This is a genomic window from Streptococcus mitis (genome assembly GCF_009496285.1).
GTDB lineage: Bacteria > Bacillota > Bacilli > Lactobacillales > Streptococcaceae > Streptococcus > Streptococcus mitis_BP.
In genome coordinates, this window is record NZ_WIJK01000007.1 from 1 (window position 1) to 18,507 (window position 18,507).

The 18,507-nt window shown below is 38.7% G+C and carries 9 protein-coding genes and 1 pseudogene; 2 read left to right on the forward strand and 8 right to left on the reverse strand.

The features are described from left to right. Positions 1–207 (forward strand): transposase (locus tag GEZ89_RS03340; protein ID WP_194251827.1); only part of this gene is annotated, 207 nt, incomplete at its 5' end. A 152-nt stretch (positions 208–359) separates the two neighbouring features. On the opposite strand, the gene sdbB is transcribed toward GEZ89_RS03340, so the two are convergent. The 6 genes from sdbB to GEZ89_RS03370 form a co-directional block, all read right to left on the reverse strand. Continuing rightward, on the reverse strand, positions 360–923 hold the full coding sequence (gene sdbB / locus GEZ89_RS03345) for a thiol-disulfide oxidoreductase-associated lipoprotein SdbB (protein WP_153224963.1): 564 nt from the start codon (positions 921–923) through the stop codon (positions 360–362). Between the two features lie 12 nt (positions 924–935). Next, complete coding sequence (ccdA2, locus tag GEZ89_RS03350; RefSeq protein ID WP_153224964.1) at positions 936–1,643, reverse strand: thiol-disulfide oxidoreductase-associated membrane protein CcdA2; 708 nt, start codon at positions 1,641–1,643, stop codon at positions 936–938. Between the two features lie 128 nt (positions 1,644–1,771). Continuing rightward, the gene (locus GEZ89_RS03355; protein ID WP_153224965.1) at positions 1,772–2,632 is read right to left on the reverse strand and encodes a methionyl aminopeptidase; all 861 of its coding nucleotides are present in this window, start codon (positions 2,630–2,632) and stop codon (positions 1,772–1,774) included. Between the two features lie 15 nt (positions 2,633–2,647). Beyond that, positions 2,648–3,925 (reverse strand): CBS-HotDog domain-containing transcription factor SpxR, encoded by a 1,278-nt coding sequence (gene spxR / locus GEZ89_RS03360; protein WP_153224966.1) that lies wholly within the window; start codon positions 3,923–3,925, stop codon positions 2,648–2,650. Beyond that, complete coding sequence (locus GEZ89_RS03365; protein ID WP_153224967.1) at positions 3,918–4,469, reverse strand: GNAT family N-acetyltransferase; 552 nt, start codon at positions 4,467–4,469, stop codon at positions 3,918–3,920. Before GEZ89_RS03365 ends, spxR begins: the two co-directional genes overlap by 8 nt. A gap of 16 nt (positions 4,470–4,485) precedes the next feature. Next, the gene (locus GEZ89_RS03370; protein ID WP_153224968.1) at positions 4,486–5,745 is read right to left on the reverse strand and encodes a UDP-N-acetylglucosamine 1-carboxyvinyltransferase; all 1,260 of its coding nucleotides are present in this window, start codon (positions 5,743–5,745) and stop codon (positions 4,486–4,488) included. A gap of 181 nt (positions 5,746–5,926) precedes the next feature. Between GEZ89_RS03370 and GEZ89_RS09545 the strand changes: the two are divergent. Beyond that, a pseudogene (locus GEZ89_RS09545) lies at positions 5,927–6,667 on the forward strand (transposase); the annotation flags it as partial. Between the two features lie 206 nt (positions 6,668–6,873). On the opposite strand, the gene GEZ89_RS03385 reads toward GEZ89_RS09545, so the two are convergent. After that, complete coding sequence (locus GEZ89_RS03385) at positions 6,874–12,792, reverse strand: SIALI-17 repeat-containing surface protein (protein ID WP_153224969.1); 5,919 nt, start codon at positions 12,790–12,792, stop codon at positions 6,874–6,876. Between the two features lie 41 nt (positions 12,793–12,833). Beyond that, a complete protein-coding gene (locus GEZ89_RS03390) occupies positions 12,834–18,398 on the reverse strand; it encodes a ZmpA/ZmpB/ZmpC family metallo-endopeptidase (RefSeq protein WP_153224970.1) in 5,565 nt (1,854 codons plus the stop codon). Between the last annotated feature and the right edge of the window lie 109 nt (positions 18,399–18,507).

The window sequence follows — 18,507 nt, forward strand, 5'->3', positions numbered from 1 at the left end:
GCACTCATGATGTTTGACAAACACGCCAACCTCAAGTACAAGTTTGGGAATCGGCATTTCTGGGCAGAAGGTTATTATGTGAGTACAGTAGGGCTTAATGAAGCCACGATAAGGAAATACATACAAGGTCAGGAAAAGCATGATATAGCACTAGATAAATTAAGTGTAAAAGAATATGAGGATCCCTTTAGGGATAGTGGCAAGTAATACTCACGCCTCTTTAAGAGGCAAGTGACGAGTCAAGAGCAATGCGGCTTGAACAACGTGAAAGCCAGCGTCTTTAGGCGCTGGCTGGTAATTTGGGCTTATAGCCCTGGTGCAAACCACCCGTTAGACGGGTGGTTATGATTTTCATTACTTTATTTCATTTGAGCAAAAGCTGCTTCTGCATCTGCGTTACTAATTGCACCTAATTGCATCTTAGCAATTTTACCCTGTGAATCAATTAGATACTCTGTAGGGATGCTTCGAATTTGATAATCTTGAAAAACAGCTCCTTTTGTATCATATAAAACGGGGATATCTTTATAGCCTTGTTCCTCAAACCACTTTGGAAATTGGTCTACCGTTTTTTCACCTTGAAGCCCTGGCGCAATGACAGATAAAATTTCGAAATCACGATCTTCCTTAGCAGCAAGCTCCATCAATTCTGGCATACTTTTCTTACATGGTCCACACCAAGATGCCCAAAATTTAAGATAAACTTTTTTACCTTTAAAATCAGATAATTTCACTTCTTTTCCATCCATTGATTGAAGCGTAAAATCAGGTGCTTCTGCTCCTACAGCCACTTGCTTCACAGTTGCTTGCTGCTGTGTCTGAGTCGTTTGATTTTCTTGACTTGATTTTTTCTCTTCCTTGCCACAAGCAATCAGAAGAAAGAGAGACAAGAAACTAAGCCCAAAATAGATAATTTTTTTCATAGATAACTCCTTTTATCCTAATATTCCAGATAAGACATTTAACTGTCCCAACATTAATAAAATTCCCATGAGAATGATCAATAAACCACCAATTTTCTTCAATAAAAGTATGTGGGATTTGATTCTACTAAAATAAGGCATGACAAGACCTGATGCCAAGGCAAGAAATAAAAATGGAAGCGCCATTCCGAGAGTGTAAATGAGGGTTAATAAGGCCCCCTGAAGAGCTCCATTTCCTCCTGAGGCAGCCAGTGCTAAAACAGAACTTAAAACTGGGCCTATACATGGAGTCCAGCCAAAGCTGAAGCTGATACCCAGTAAAAAGGCCGACAAATATTTGCTAGACTGTTTTTGCTTAAATGTTACTGTTTTTTGTACCTCTAATTTTTGTAAGTGAAGAATTTCCATCTGATGCAAGCCCAGTATAATAATCATGATTCCCATGACATAACGGAACCAGTCAGCATAAAGTAAATTCCCAAGGAATCCTGCTCCAAATCCAAGAATAAAGAAGATGAGAGAGATACCCGCAATGAAACAGAGTGTCCGAATCAATCCTGACCAGGCAACATCTTTACCCAAAAAACGAAATGTCCTTGACTCCTCTTGATCATCTAGCAGAACACCTGCGTAGACTGGTAACAAGGGAAAGATACAGGGAGAAAAGAATGACAAGACCCCAGCTATAAAGACAGAAATAAAAAATAAAATACTTTCCAATTAAGAACCTTCTTTCATATAGTCATCTTTTATTTTACTATAAAAGAAAACGTTTGTAAGATATCTGCTACGCAAATTTATTTTCAACTTGAAAGAATCAAAAAAAGGAGCTCAGCTCCTTTTTTTGATTAATAAGTTCCCTCTTCACCTTGACTTGTCAAGATTACAGGGCCATCTTTTGTAATAACAAACTGATGCTCGTACTGACATGATAGACCACCGTCGATAGTTTTATGTGCCCAGCCTGTTTTCATATCTGTATCGATTTCCCAATCACCTGTATTGATCATAGGCTCAATGGTTAAGACCATGCCTTCACGAAGGCGGAGACCACGACCTGCGATACCATAGTTAGGCACCATTGGTTCTTCATGCATAGTTGGACCAACACCGTGTCCTACAAGATCACGAACAACTCCGTAACCACGACTTTCAGCATATTCCTGAATAGCAGCTCCAATATCTCCAATACGATTTCCTACAACAGCCTGTTCAATACCCTTATACATTGCTTCCTTGGTGACGTCCATCAAGTTTTTAACTTCTTCTGACGGTTTACCAACAGCATAAGCCCAACAAGAGTCAGCTAAGCCACCAGTAAAGCTTTGAGTATATTTTTTCATCTGTTCAACGTTATTAAAGTTGAGTTTAGAAACATTTAGGTCTGACTTGGCGATTGGTCCACCTAGAACCATATCAACTTTGAGAAGGTCATCCTCCTTGAGGATATAATGGCGAGGAAAGGCATGGGCTACTTCGTCATTAAGAGAACAACAAGTCGCATATGGATAATCCATGATGGCGCCATCTACACCAATTTGTAGGGGTAGGAAATTTTCTTCTTTACAACGACGACGCACATATTCTTCTACTTCCCACATATCTACACCTGGTTTGATGATGTCACGTAAACCGATGTGAATACTTGCAAGAAAATCGCCAGCCTTATCCATTGCTTCGATTTCTCTAGCTGATTTTAATGTAATCATGTTTTCTCCTAGTTTCTAATTAATTTTTACAGTAACATTTGCTTTTGATACGATTTGATGATTGATATAAATGTCATAGTCAATAATAGCTGACCTTCTCGTATGATGAATAATTCTAGCCTGAATCCGCAAGATATCATCAATCTGAACAGCCTGTAAAAAGTAAATCAACATCTGTTCAATGATGAGGTTCCGTCCGCTATTAACGACCAAATCCTGAGTCATATGAGTCAAAATTTCTGAAAGAACTCCATTTGCAAGGACTCCATTTTTTTCCAACATAAATGGTTCAACCGTAATGACAACTTCGTCATGGTGGTAAGACAACTTCTGACCAACCTGTTCTGAAAATGTTGGTAAAGCTGAAACTTGAGAGCGACTCATCTTTTCCATGACATCCCGTCTAGTAATGACACCAAGTAAGGTTTGATCACTTCTCACAACAGGTACCATTTCAAAGTCTTCAGCAATCATTCTCTGGCTAACGTTAGCGATATTCGTCGCTAAACCAGTCATATAGACTGTCCTTGTCATGACCTTATCTATCGTTGTACCAGGTGATTTATCTCCAGCATCACGCATAGTAACTACACCAACAACAACCTGATGTTGATTGATGACAGGGAAACGGCTCGTTCTATTCTTACGAACCAAGTCTAGATAATCTTTGACAGTATCTGTTTCCTGTAGAAAACCATACTCATGACTGGTACGATAGATTTTTTCAACCGTCAAAATATCTGTCTTGATCTGAACGTTGGACAAAGCTCTGTTGATCATAGTCGCAATTGTAAATGTATCATGCTTACTGCGTAATACTGGAATATTTTTTTTATTAGCATGGTTCAAAACATCTTCATGAACTTCAAATCCACCTGTTACCAAGACAGCATTTTCATTTTCAAGTGCTAATAACTGAATACGTGTTCGATCTCCTACGATAAGTAAGCCGCCATCATGAAGATAAGAAAGAATATTCTTTTCAGTCATCGCTCCAATGGAGAATTTACTAAATTCTCTATCCAATCCAGCTTGACCAGCTAAAACTTCTGAGCCTGTAACTTCTGCAATTTCTGCGAACGTTAATTTCTCAATAGCTACTTTTTTTGACTTTACACGTACTGTTCCACTTCGAGGACGTGTTTCAACAAGTCCCCTATTTTCAGCTTCTTTGATAGCCCGATATGCCGTACCATCACTTACTCCTAGTCGATTTGAAATACTACGAACACTGACACGCTTCCCAACTGGTAATTCTTCCAAGTAGGCTAATATTTCTTGGTGTTTACTCATTTAGATTTCCTTTTGTATAACGGAATTCTAGATAATCCCGCATCTTTCGGGTATAACGATCGCTACCTTTAAAATGACGATAAAGAACAAAATTTGATTTTTCTGCTACTTTCTGACTAGCAACATTTTCTAGATGTGTCACAATCGAAAGTTGCTTCAAGGCAAACTCGTTCATGGATAAATCTCGTAATTTGGTAACTGCTTCAGTCATATACCCCTGAGACCAATAGTCTTTCTTTAAAAAATAGCCAATTTCTGCTTCTTTCTTAATTTCATCAAGTTTTTCAAACTTGATAGCTCCAATCATCCGTTGCTCTTTTTTATCACAAATAGCCCAAATCCCCAAAGGTGATTTCATAAAATAATTGGCAAGAGCATACTGACTTTCTTCAATACTTGCTTGTGCAGGAAAGATAAATTGGAGATTTTCAGGATCTGATGCAAGTTGATGAAAATCATCTACATCTGTAAAAAAGAAGGGACGGAAATATAAACGTTCCGTCTCATAGAAAGAAAATTTTGCTAATTTAGTCCAGATATTCATTGCAATCCTCAAAGTGCTAATCTTCGATTAGCTCAATATCTGCTCCAAGATTACGCAATTTTTCGATAATATTCGAGTAGCCTCGAAGGATGAATTCTACATTGGTAATCTCTGTTTTTCCTTCAGCCATCAAGCCAGCAATAACCAAGGCAGCTCCAGCACGTAGGTCTGTCGCCTTAACTTTTGCACCCTGCAAAGGATTTCCACCCTTATAAAGGATGTGGTCGTTTGTTGTTGAAATATCTGCATTCATTTTGGCTAATTCAAAAACATGATTGACACGTTTTTCATAGATTGTATCAATCAATGTGCCACGACCTTCTGCTTTTAATAGCAAAGGAGTAATAGGCTGTTGAAGATCTGTTGCGAAACCTGGATAAGGAGCTGTTTTGATATTAACAGCCTTTAGATTTGTTTGCTCTTCGACGAAAATACTGTCTTCAGAAATAGTCATGTGAACACCCATTTCTTCAAGTTTAGCAATAAATCCTTCTAAATGCTCATAAAGTACATTATTAATTCGAATCCCATGACCTACTGCAGCTGCCATTGAAATATATGTACCTGCTTCAATACGGTCTGGGATGACTTGGTGACGTGTTCCGTGCAAGCTATCCACACCATCGATTGTAATCATATCCGTACCTGCTCCACGAATGTGAGCTCCCATATTGTTTAATAATGTAGCCACATCAATGATTTCAGGTTCGCGAGCAGCATTTTCAATAACTGTTCGACCTTTAGCTTTTACTGCTGCTAGCATCGTATTGATTGTTGCACCAACACTAACAGTATCCATATAGATATGTGCACCATGTAGACTTGATCCTTGGGTTGAGAGATTCATATTATCTCCCTCGTAGGTTGTCTTAGCTCCCATAGCTTCAAATGCTTTTAAATGCAAATCAATCGGACGTGGTCCTAGGTCACACCCTCCAGGCAAACCTACAGTTGCTTCACCAAAACGTCCTAAAAGACTACCATAGAAATAATAAGACGCACGCAAGCTATTAATTTTACCATAAGGCATTGGTTTATTTTGAACACCACGAGGATCAATCTCAAGAACATCGTCATAACGCTTGACACTAGCTCCCATGATCTCCATAATCTCAATAAGACTAGCTACATCAGAGATGTCTGGAACACAATCCAAAATCACAACATCATCTGATAAAATAATGGCAGGAATCAAGGCAACGACACTATTTTTAGCACCACTGATTGTAATTTCACCTTTCAATGGTCTCCCGCCGTTAATGACAATTTTTTTCATTTTATGCTCTTTCACTATTTATTAAGAAGGTCTCACCCTATATTATACCATATTTCTTACTAATAGCCAATCCTATAAAATAATTAACAAACGTCTCACACTTAATTCCACCATAAAAATCCGTTTTAGACTAATTTCCACTTTGGTCAGGAAAGTGGAAGTTACTTTGAGAAATTACCCTCAAGATTTTGACAATCTCAATATCATCACAGTTCTGGAAGGTAGAACACAATCTATCATCCGAAATCATTTTCTTAAATATGAGAGTTCTGTCCGAAGTCGCGTCAAAATCATTACTATGGATATGTTTAGCCCTTATTATGACTTGACTAGACAACTTCGCTTTCGAATTTCTAGGCTCAGGCTGAAACAGTCTACGAGACTGTTTCACTCCCAAACGCTAAAATCGTTCTGGATCGCTTTCACATTGTACAACATCTAAGCCGTGCTATGAGTCGTGTGCGTGTACAAATTATGAATCAATCAGGATAGTCGTAAACTGAGTGATAAACATTTTTATCGCCCTACTTTTCGTATGCATTTAACCAATAAGGAAATCCTAAACAAGCTTTTGAGCTATTCCGAAGACTTGAAACACCACTATCATCTCTATCAACTCTTGCTTTTCCACTTTCAGAATAAGGAGCCGAAGAAATTCTTTGGACTCATTGAGGACAATCTAAAGCTGGTTCATCCTCTTTTTCAGACTGTCTTGAAAACATTTCTAAAGGACAAAGAGAAAATTGTCAACGCTCTTCAACTACCCTATTCTAACGCCAAACTGGAAGCCACTAATAATCTAATCAAACTTATTAAACGCAATGCCTTTGGTTTTCAGAACTTTGAAAACTTCAAAAAACGCATTTTTATCGCTCTGAACATCAAAAAAGAAAGGACGAAATTTGTCCTTTCTCGAGATTAGCTTTTCTTCAACCCACTACAGTTGACAAAAAATACCAGATGAGGTGTTTTTTAGCGTGCCCTTTTATGGATCAATAAGTGGTAAAAATAAGACAGTAACCTCAGAATAGCTACTGTCTTATCTCTTTTTTTACTTAAGGCCCTTGATATACTTGACAAATGGTAGAAAAGAGCCACTTTTCAGAGGGAGCAAAAAACTTGTCCCTTTTATATTTTAAACAATGGATTTAAGAAACCATCTGTGTTTTGTAATAATTTCTTATAAACTTTCCACTTGAGGCCTTCGGTATGCTTGAAACCACCTTCTTTCAAGTCTTTCTCAACAGCAGTGTTAAATAAGTTTTGAAGTTGAGCGTAAGTTGAAATCTTAGAACCGTCTACTTCAATCTCAACAAAGCCTTTCTGTGCTTTCGCATACACTTCATGATACCAATGTTTCTTCCACTCTTCGAGGTTTTGGAATTGATTATTAGAAACTTTCTTGATAATGAAATCATCACCTAAAAGCCCTTTATTTTCTCTGTTGGCATCACCTTTTAACTTGTTAGAAACATAAGGGATAAAGCCATTCTCATAACCATAGTAACCCCACATACGGAAAGTATTGTGTTTAAAGGAAATAGAACCTACGGTGCTTCGACTCGTATTCCCGCCAAAGATACCTGCCATCATATTGACCGTTTGATAAGCACTATCAAAACCTTCCGTACGGAAGCGACCGTTATTTGGCATACCATGAAGAGTTACAAAGTTATTATCTACCAACTTGTCAATGCTATCAATTGGTAATTTCTTCTCTTCTTCCGTCAAATCACGTAATTTGTCCCACTGGTGTGGTTCTCCAATTAAACGATTTCTATCCGCATTTGTACGCCACTCTTTATCCATCTTCTTGAACCACTTAGAGTTATCAGATAACTTCTGCTTAATAACGGCAGTAGCTTCTAAGTAATCTAACATCATCATAGACTCATTGTAGTTTTTCATATAACTATCAATCTTGTCTCGACTGTCTAACTTAGCTGGATCATAATTGTAGTACTGCTCACCATCATTTTTACGCTCATAAGCCATGTTGATACCCAGAGCTTTATACTCACTATTCGGAGTAGATTTATCAGGGGTTTGTAACATACCTTGAGCAAAGGCTTCTAAGTCAGTACCTTCACGATGCCAATCTCCACCATAGTAAGCCATACGGTCGTTTATGTGAGTTGTTTCATGTGTAAAGGCTGAAATACCAAACTGACTAATCATGTCAGTTACCATGAAGTAAACCTGATCATCTTTCCATGGACGTTCATAAATTTTTGCCATCGCTCCCATCGCTCCGTTAACTTGATGCCAACGATCAGTTGGGCCAAATAGCTCACGAATAGGAGTTGCAACCTTGCCATCTGAACCATAACCACGGCGACTAGCATTCTTAATACCGCTATAATTTTGATTATCCCAAACAGGCGTTGGTACGGAGTTTTGACTCTTCAAGAGCTGATTACGAACTTTTGGTAAAGCTAAACGAGACCAAAAGTCTAAATATCTTTGTTGAGCTTTCGCTACTTTGTTTATCTCCTCTTTGAAAGCATTTCGTTCTTCTTCCGTATTCTTCCCATATTTTTCAAAAGAACTGAATGCCAACGTGTTGTAAGTAGAAATGACAAAAATATGTGCTTTCTTCAAGTTGAGTAACGGTAAAATCATGCGACTATGCACGTCATTGTTCAAACCGTCATAGATACGATGGCGCTTGTCTTTGAAATCCTCTGTAGTCGTCTCAGGCTCAGAAACATAAACGTTCTTTGCAGCATGAATAAACCAGTCATTTAAGTCGGTGTACTTAGTGAATAAACGCATGTTATAGCCTAACAAGCCATTTAATTCACCTTTTCCAATAGTACCACCAATAACTTCACTATAAGCTTCTAAACTTCTATCTCCTTTTAAATTCTTTTCTGCTGAACCTATACGAATCAAGAAATCTAAAATACTTGGTGTTTTACCATAAAAGTCTGGTTTAAACATCATCAAATGCTTAAAGTTCAAGCCATCATAGTCGATACCATAATAACGATTTAGATAAGTCAAGGCTAATATAATCTTAGCTTTATTATCTTCAACTTTCTTGAGAAGCGCCTTCTCAGCCACTTCATCACTGTTCAGTTGATGGTCTTCATTTTCTAACAAGGACTTCACTAACTTATCTAACGTCTCTCTAACCTCAGCGAAGCTTTCTTCTAGGTATAGAGATGAAGGGTTATTTGTAATAGCTTTAACCTCAGCAGAGTCTAAAGCAACAGAACTCAACTTCTCTTTAACTTTCGTAATCAAGGAATCTCTGTTCTTATAAACCATATTAGGAGTGTAAACTACACCTAAACCATCTACATTATATTCTTTGACTTGTTTTACCTTAGAGTCCGAAACCGCAGATACCCCAAATTCTTCTTTGGTTCCATCGGCATAGTGAATCATGATTTTATCCACACTTGATAAATCAGTGACAAATTGCCCTGCTTTCATACCTATTACAGACAGAACAGTTTTCTTAACAAGATTGGAATCATCTGTTAACTTATTCCCTTGGTTTACAATCCACTCTTTGTTATAAAATGGTTGCAGTTTTTCCAAGTTTCGATAAGCTAGGTTTCTTGTTTCTTGGTAGTCCTGAATCGCTTTATATTCAGAATCTCTATCAACGATACGATTTAACTTGTTTACAACTGGATCTTGAATAGCGAAGGTATTCGCAGTAATCCCCATATTAGCGATTTTGGCGTCTGCTTCGGCTTGAGAGATACCAGTAATACGATTTGAATGCTTGTAGGAAGATAAACCACTTGCAACACCATTTACATAATTTACACGTTTGATATTATCTAATCCAAAATATTGGTCATTATCATTCAAGGCTGGTGAACCATAGACAATTTCACCATTATTTACTTTAAGCATTGTTACGACGTCTTCAATAACACCCCAGTTAAAGTTGTTATGAATTACACCTCCACTTTCGCCATGCTGAATCAAATTCATAGTACCTTTTATTACAGCATTTCGGAGAAATCCTTTTTTACCTACTGTCATCGAGTCAATACCATGATCTAGTTTACCAATTAAACCACCATATTTAGATTTATTGGCACTAATCTTAGCATCAACGTAAGCTTTATCAACGTTACTTATCCAACTTTCGCTGACAAGTCCACCAGACCACCAGCCTTTATCTCCAAGACTGTTAATCTTGCCAATAAAAGCTACATTGCGCATATTAGCTTCGTCTAACTTATTAACAGCACCGGTTACATCGTTATTTCCTGTTACTGAACCTACTACTTTGATATTCTCAAGTGTAGACTTCTTAAACATATTACCAATAGGTGCAACTTTATCAGCCCAAGGCATGTTTATATTTACATTACCTAAGTTAAAGTTTTTGAGTGTAGCACCTTCAGCCTCATTAAACAAAGGTCTTTCTAAGTTATGAATCGTGTACTGATGATTCTCTACACTTGATAAAGTACCTCTAAACTTAGCCATAACATAAGCTTTACCTGCTGGCTTAACGTTAACTGCATTCAAATCTGCACCAAGTTTAAACTCACCGGTAGGATTTGCTTGCATGTCTTTTGCTAAATCATGGAAGTTGTAATAAACCTTATCCTCGGTAGCCCTCGGTTTTTCAAGATAATAAGTGTAAGTATCTCTTAACTTACCGTCTTTATCACGTTGAACTAAGTCAGGTGCTTTTGCCGTTATCTTGTAAAGCTGCTTACCTTCCTCAATGACCTCTTCAATCTTATCAATTGCTAAACGAGTCACTTTGTTTTCTCTGGAGGTTACTTTTAAGTAATAGTTGTTAACATTACTTGGAAGAGAGGTTAAATGATTACTATCGCTTTCGACACCGCTTTCGTTTACTTGTACGAGACTGGTATTTGCAATATCTTTCAACTCAACTTTCTTTAAATCTAAGCGTAAAGGTTTATCTTCCAAAGTCGATACTTCTGCACCCTTACCTACATCATAAGTCATAGTGGTTGAAATCGTATAATCTTTGTAATAGTCTAAGTTCTCTAATACTTGAGATAAGTTATCGGTTTTTAAATCAAGCGTTTTTACAATTTTTCCACCTTCTTTGATAATCGCTACAATGCGTGTAATTGTAGCATTGTCTTGATTTTCTAGATTGTAGTTAATTGTAGCAGACTTAGCTAAAACATCCTTAGATACAGTGGTCAGAGTCAAAACAGGAGCCGTTTTTTCTTTGGGCTTTTCTTTGGTACCTTTTACAAGAATTTCAGGCTTCATTTCTTTCAAAATAGTTACTGTTTCAACTGGGTCACTGATTTTTTTGCCATGTAACTCTTCATAGCTAGTAACAATTTGACGTTCGCCATCCTCACCAACTTGTTTAATAGAATCATCACCTATAAATTTGCTAGAATCAGATTCTTCTGTGATAGTTTTAGGAATAGTCTCTGTACGAATATCAGTATGTAAAGCAGGAAGCTCTTCTCTCTCTGGAGCAACGTCAGGAACTGTAGCTAGTGGATCGGTATACTCTGAGATTTCAATAACCGGCGGATCAATTAAGTTTCCTGTTTCATCTACTCCTGTTGTACCTACAGATTCCGTGTATTCTGACTTCTCGGACTTGGGTGCTTCTTCTGGAACTGTGCCTACCGGTTCAGTGTATGCTGGTTTTTCATGAACTTCTGGTTCCCCTTTGTCAGTCACAACTGCTTCGGGTAAGGCTGGCTGAACTTCTGGTTCCCCTTTGTCAGTCACAACTGCTTCGGGTAAGGTTGGTTGAACTTCTGGTTCCCCTTTGTCAGTCACAACTGCTTCGGGTAAGGCTGGCTGAACTTCTGGTTCCCCTTTGTCAGTCACAACTGCTTCGGGTAAGGCTGGTTGAACCTCAGGTTCCCCTTTGTCAGTCACAACTGCTTCGGGTAATGTCGGTTGAACTTCTGGTTCCCCTTTGTCAGTCACAACTGCTTCGGGTAAGGCTGGCTGAACTTCTGGTTCCCCTTTGTCAGTCACAACTGCTTCGGGTAATGTCGGTTGAACTTCCGGCTCACCTTTTTCAGTTACAACAGCTTCGGGTAACGCTGGTTGAACTTCCGGTTCACCTTTATCAGTTACAACAGCTTCGGGTAATGCCGGTTGAACCTCAGGTTCTACCAGATTACCACCAACTGGTGCTGTATATTCTAGCTTCTCTGCCTTAGGAGCCTCATCTGGGACTGTGCCTACGGGTTCAGTGTATTCTGGCTTGTCTGCTTTAGGTGCTTCGTCAGGCACTGTACCCACAGGTTGAGTGTACTCTGGTTTCTCAGCCTTAGGCGCTTCGTCTGGAACTGTACCCACTGGTTTAGTGTACTCTGGTTTCTCTGATTTAGGTGCTTCGTCTGGAGCCATACCTACAGGCTCAGTGTATGCTCGCTTCTCAGCTTTAGGAGCCATATCAGGAACTGTTCCTACCGGTGCAGTATATTCTGGTTTTTCATGAACTTCGGGCTCAACCAGATTACCACCAACTGGTGCTGTATGTTCTGGTTTTTCTGCTTTAGGCGCTTCATTAGGAATACTTTGAATTTCAGATACTGGAACATTTTTTGTCCCCTCATTCTTATGTTGAATTTCTGAAATTGCATCATCATCAAGCGGTAAGTATCCAATATAACGATATCCAGCAATTTGAACTATTCCTTCATTACTTGGAGCTTTCAAAGGATTGCTTATATCGAGAGCTTGCATACTAGAAAGACTAATCATTCCGATAGTAGTAACTAAGAACAAACTACTAACTTTTTTCTTTTTATGAACCAAAAGGACTAAACTACCAACAGCTAATAGTCCTAAAGCTGTAAGCACAGAAGTAGATGAACCTGTTGCAGGAAGAGCTTCCTGCTGATAAATAAGAGCATAAATTACCTCATTATCAGTAGGAATTCCTGCTTGAATCTTTCTTTGTTCTTCCTTTGTAAGAGCGCTTTTTTCAATGTAATGATAGGTAGAAGCATGAATGACTGACGGTGCAACCAAGATACTTCCGAGTAAAAATGAACCAACAATCCCACAGATTTTTCGGATTGAAAACCGTTCTTTTTTAAATAATGACAAGCGTAATCACCTTCTTTAATTTTATTTCCTAATAGTAAACACTATTTTTTATTTTCGAAAATTGAACTTCTAAAATCATCAGTTTGATTTAGATAGGCCTTAAACACTGCTCTCTTTAACTTATGAACTGCACTATCATATTCTGGATTATAGTTGTCCCAAGAATAACGATTCTCATCTGCATCCTTACGGACAGCTTCGTCCATTAATCGCTGCAGTTCTTCTACACTATGAATCGTCTTTCTTGCAAAACTTGCCCAAGATTTAGTTGGATCGTTGAAGGTAACCGGCTTCAAGTTTCTAAACTGATCCACCCGTTCTTGGTACATAGCTTTCTTGAAATCTGCCCAAGTTTTATATTGACCGTTAAATACTTTTTGAAGGACAAGTTCATCTGTAACTAAACCTACTTCTTTACCATAAGAATTAATCTTACTTCCCGCCGCTTTTGCATCTTTTTCATATTGATTCGAGATATATGGTACCATTCCATCCTTAAAGCCTTTGGCAGCCAGAAGTTCATAAGCTATCCTACGTCCCATCAAATCACCCGGAGTTCCCTTACTGCTCAGAGCCGAATAGATTGGGGCAAAGAGTTTAATCGTATAGTAACCGTTTCTTTCATATTCCCCAGACTTATATTCACGAGCTGACAAGATATTATTTTTAATTAAACTATCAAAGGTAGTCAATTTTTTGGCATCTTCTTCTGTCAGATTTTGTACAACGTTAGTAGCGTAAACCTCATTTCCATCTGCAGGATCTTTCACGTATTTATTCTCGATTTTTCTCAGAGCCGTCATTTTCTGATAAGCATCTAGCTGTTTCACAATAGATTGCCCTTCGAGATATTCCAACATGTAAACGACATCAAACATATTGTGGACGTAGTTCTGAAGATCTGCTGCGTCATTAAATCTTGTAGTTGGATCAAGTACTTGCAATCGCTGGCCTTCTGTACTATCTGATGTTTTATGTTTCAAGATAGAGTTGATGGTAATGGTTGCATCACTTGGTTGATCAGGAGCTTGCAATAAGCCTTTTGCGAAGAACTCCGGTCCTAAGCCACTTCTTCGACCATAGCCACCAAGGTAAATATCCTGATCTGAATCATGTGTCATCTCATGGGTATAGGTGATAGCTCCATCCTTATCTAACATACGATAGGACATATAGTAAACGCCATCTCCAGTTGCATAAGCACCATGGTGATTGTGAACTACTTTATTCCCCACTGGACCAAAGAAATTCTTCATCGCCGGATTGGTACTATCAAACTGAGCCTCAACTGTAGCTTTTCCAGATGTTGTATCATCTCCAAACTTATAGGCATCATAAAGTAAAATTGTACGATAGAGCTTTTCACGTCCTTCTTTATCTAAAATACGATACCAATAATCATAGTGATCTCGCTGACGTTTGGCTGTTTCACGTGCATTATCTTCAACAAACTTATTGAGTTCATCTCCAGCCTTATAATCGCTGTTGCGGTAGCGATCGTAAGCGCCAAATCCTAGGCTAGACAAGGTTGAGATGACAAATACAGATCTTTCTGGCAAGGTGAGGAGAGGCAAGACCATATTGCGGTATTTCCAAGTACTACTAGTAATTCTGTCATAAACACCGATAGAATACTTAGTCCCTGCTTGCTCTTGCTTGGCTTTGACCTCTGCAATAGTGGATTTTTCTTCGACAATGAAAGCTTTGGTCTGTTTTTTAAACCAGTCATTATTGCTAGTGTTTGGTAAAAAGACTTTTCGGTAATTTTCTAGCGTGCTAAACAAATCTGTCGTTCCATGATGGCTGGCAAGACTGATAGCATAAGTATCGACATTGTTTTTAGCAAGAAGATTGTTAAAGCCAGATTTACCTAACTCAATCAGAGTATCTAATGGTGAAGTATTTCCTTTACCAAAGAAGTCCGGATGATACATAACTAGGTCTTTGACATTCACTTGACCATAGCTAAAGTTATACCAACGTTCTAAATAAGTTAAACCGAGTAGCAAGGCTTCCTTATTGTTCTTGATTTTATCTACAAGATAGCCTCTGGTAACTGGGTTGTCACCAGCAAGTCCAGCATCTGCTGACAAGAGTTTTTTCAAACTGTTTGCCAAATTTTGTTTTGTTTTGACGAACTGGTCTTCCAGATAGAGCTCAGTTTGCTTGACATCTGGAGAAATTCCGAGTATCTTTCTGATGGCATCCGACTTATAGTCAACCTTTTGTAAGTCAGGTAAGACTTGCTTAATGATAGAGTCTTGGTCATACAAGAATTGATTTGGAGTGTAGAGGAGTCCTGTATCCCCTAAACTATATTCTGCTAGCTTGGCAAAATCAGTCTGGTACTTGAGATCGAGCTTCTCAGATGAATGGTCCTGATAGTGAAGCAAGAGTTTATTTGCAGTCTGTTTGTTAGAAACAATATCTGTGATTACTTGGTCATCCTTCATCATAACTGCGGACAAGAGTTCTTTTTGATATAAGAGACTGTTCTCCTTAACCAGGTTTCCGTATTTCACGATGGTCGCCTTGTTATAGAAAGGTAACAATTTTTCAATGTTCTTATAAACCAAAGCACGGTTAGCTTGATAATGCTTCACCTCAGAAAAATCACTTTCTTTACTACCACTTGTTGAAAGGGGTTCCACTGTTGGAGGAGTGAGAGGATTAATTTCTGCTTTTTTATTAGTCACTTCAGAAGCATCTAGCATTGTTCCTCTTTCTTCAAAGGATTCTTTGCTGATGACTTCATCCCTAACCAAGGTGACATTGTATACTCTGTTCGCCTTACTGCTGAATGTGTCCTTCACCTTCATTCCATTGTAGTGGTAACCGGTAATGGCATTCCCGTTGGTTACATTGACATCACTTAGTACATTGGTCAATCTTCCTGCATGCTGTTCCTCATTCGTTTTTCGATCCCACAAATATCCAGCTACACCCGCGACTCTACCAAAGTGCTTGACATTGTTGATATCACCTTCAGCATAGCTATCCTGTATATGCGCATCTTGATCTACTAGACCTGCTAGCCCACCAACAGTCTGATCTGAACTATTGGTGTTGGATGAAATGGCTACTGTCGCTTTTGATTTAGTCAGTGAAGCTTTGTTTCCTGTCAAATGACCGACCAGACCACCAATATTATAGGCAGCGGTTGTTTCATAGGTATTGACAATTCTTCCCTTGAAACTACTTTCTGTAATGCTTGATTGGTCTGCCTTAGCCAACAAACCACCGATACCACGTTCTCCAGCCAGAACACCATCGACATGAACTTGTTTGATCTTTGTGCCATTTGTAGCTTCATTTGCCAGTGAAGCAATATCATTTTTACCTGAAATAGCAACATTTTTTAGACTCAGTTTTTCTACTGTAGCACCACTCAAGTTTTCAAACAGAGGTTTTTTCAAGTTATAAATAGCATACTTCTTACCATCTTTTTCTCCAATCAACTGACCAGTAAAGGTTCCCTTGATATAGGATCTTTCATCAGGACCAAGCTCCACTTCGTTAGCATTCAGGCTAGCTGCTAAATGATAGGTTCCAGAGAGATTTTGGTTTATAGCTTTGACCAGATTACTAAAGGAAGTAAAGTTTGTCTTTTCCTCTGTAGCCTTCTTATCGAGGTAGAAGGTGAAATTGTCGACATATTTATTGTTCTGCTCTTGCTGGAGTTTCTCAGCCTTAGCTGTAATTTTATAAACTGGCTGACCATTTCTTTCCTCTTCAGTTATTGAAGCTACTGGTAGATAGACATCTTTAAATGCTGAAGATTTCACCTTGACAAAGTAATTATCCGTATTCTTTGGAATTCCATCCAATGAAATATGTTGTCTATAAGTCCCATTCGTCTGGCTGTACAACTCAATATCCGAAACATTTCTTAATTCGAGTGTTTTTTCTGGATCCTGCTCTTTCGTTTTTTCAGTCGGAATATCTGGCTTTACTTGATCAATATCACCAGTGTATTCTGGAAGTGGGGCTACCTGTTCAGGCTCACCTTTGTCAGTTACAACCGCTTCTGGTAACGCTGGGTGAATCTCTGGTTCGCCTTTGTCGGTTACTACAGCCTCTGGTAACTCTGCTTGGACTGCAGGTTCACCTTTTTCAGTTACTACAGCTTCTGGTAACTCTGGCTGAATTGCAGGTTCCCCTTTTTCAGTTACTACAGCTTCTGGTAAGGCAGGTTGGGTTGCAGGTTCGCCTTTGTCACTTACTACAGCTTCGGGAAACTCTGGTTGGACTGCAGGCTCGCCTTTGTCACTTACAACAGCTTCCGGCAATTCAGGTTGGACTGCAGGTTCCCCTTTTTCAGTTACTACAGCTTCTGGTAACTCTGGCTGAATTGCAGGTTCCCCTTTTTCAGTTACTACAGCTTCCGGTAAAGCGGGTTGGACAGTTGGCTCACCTTTGTCACTCACAACAGCTTCTGGTAATTCAGGCTGAACTGCAGGTTCACCTTTATCGGTTACAACAGCTTCTGGCAACTCTGGTTGAACTGCAGGCACCCCTTTGTCGGTTACAACAGCTTCTGGTAACGCTGGTTGGACTGCTGGCTCGCCTTTGTCACTTACCACAGCTTCTGGTAAAGCGGGTTGGGTTGCAGGTTCGCCTTTGTCAGTTACAACTGCTTCGGGAAGCTCTGGTTGAACTGCAGGCTCGCCTTTGTCACTTACCACAGCTTCTGGTAAAGCGGGTTGGGTTGCAGGTTCGCCTTTGTCAGTTACAACTGCTTCTGGTAAGGCAGATTGGGTTGCAGGTTCGCCTTTTGCGCTTACAACGGCAGAATTTGAAGATTGTTTCTCTTCTTTTCTTGGATTGGTTAATTCTGCAGAGAGAGTTTTTTCAACTACTTGAACTTCTGTCGGCTTAGTTGAAGAAACAGATGTTTGTTCCTGCATAGTTTGTACTGTTGATGGATGTTCTACAAAATTTGGTGTAACACTATAATCCACCTTTTGTTGTTTTGTAGGAGTGGCTACTGATTTTTCTTGATTATTTACTTTAGACTCAGAAGTCGTTTTCCCCTCTTTGATATATCCAATATATGTGTAACCTGAAATGGCTTTAGGAAGAGGTAATTTTTCTCCAGAGGTCAATTCATAGTCAGTATTGTAATTTAGCAAAAGATTATTTTCTAAAGCATGAGCGGATACAAGAACACCATTTCCTATTCCTGCAACCAATACTAAATGTAATACCGTTTTATTCTTAACTTTTTTCTTAGAAACGGCAAAAATTAAAATTCCCAGAGCAGCTAAGCTAGCACCAGTAACTAGGGCTTGCATATCATTCTTGCTTCCAGTATTTGGCAATTCTCCCAGTTGATTTTGGGAATTTAACTTATAAACAAGATAATAAGTCTCATCATCATTCTCCATGTATGTCGGAATATCATAGACAAGCTGCTTCTTTTCTTCTGATGATAACTCTGACTCTGTCACATATTTATAGTGAACACCTTTAGTCTCTTGAGCCTCTACAGATGAACTAGCTAATACAGACATAAAAAATAAACTTGAAATCGTCGCAGATACAAGTCCTACTGATAATTTTCTAAATGAAAAACGCTGCTGTTTTTCACCAAAGTACTTTTCCATTATTCCTCCTTGAAATAAAATTTATATTTATCTTACGAAGGCCTTCAATATATTAGTGTATTATCTATAAAAAAGGCATTACACTTTGATTATACTCTTAATTTACCAA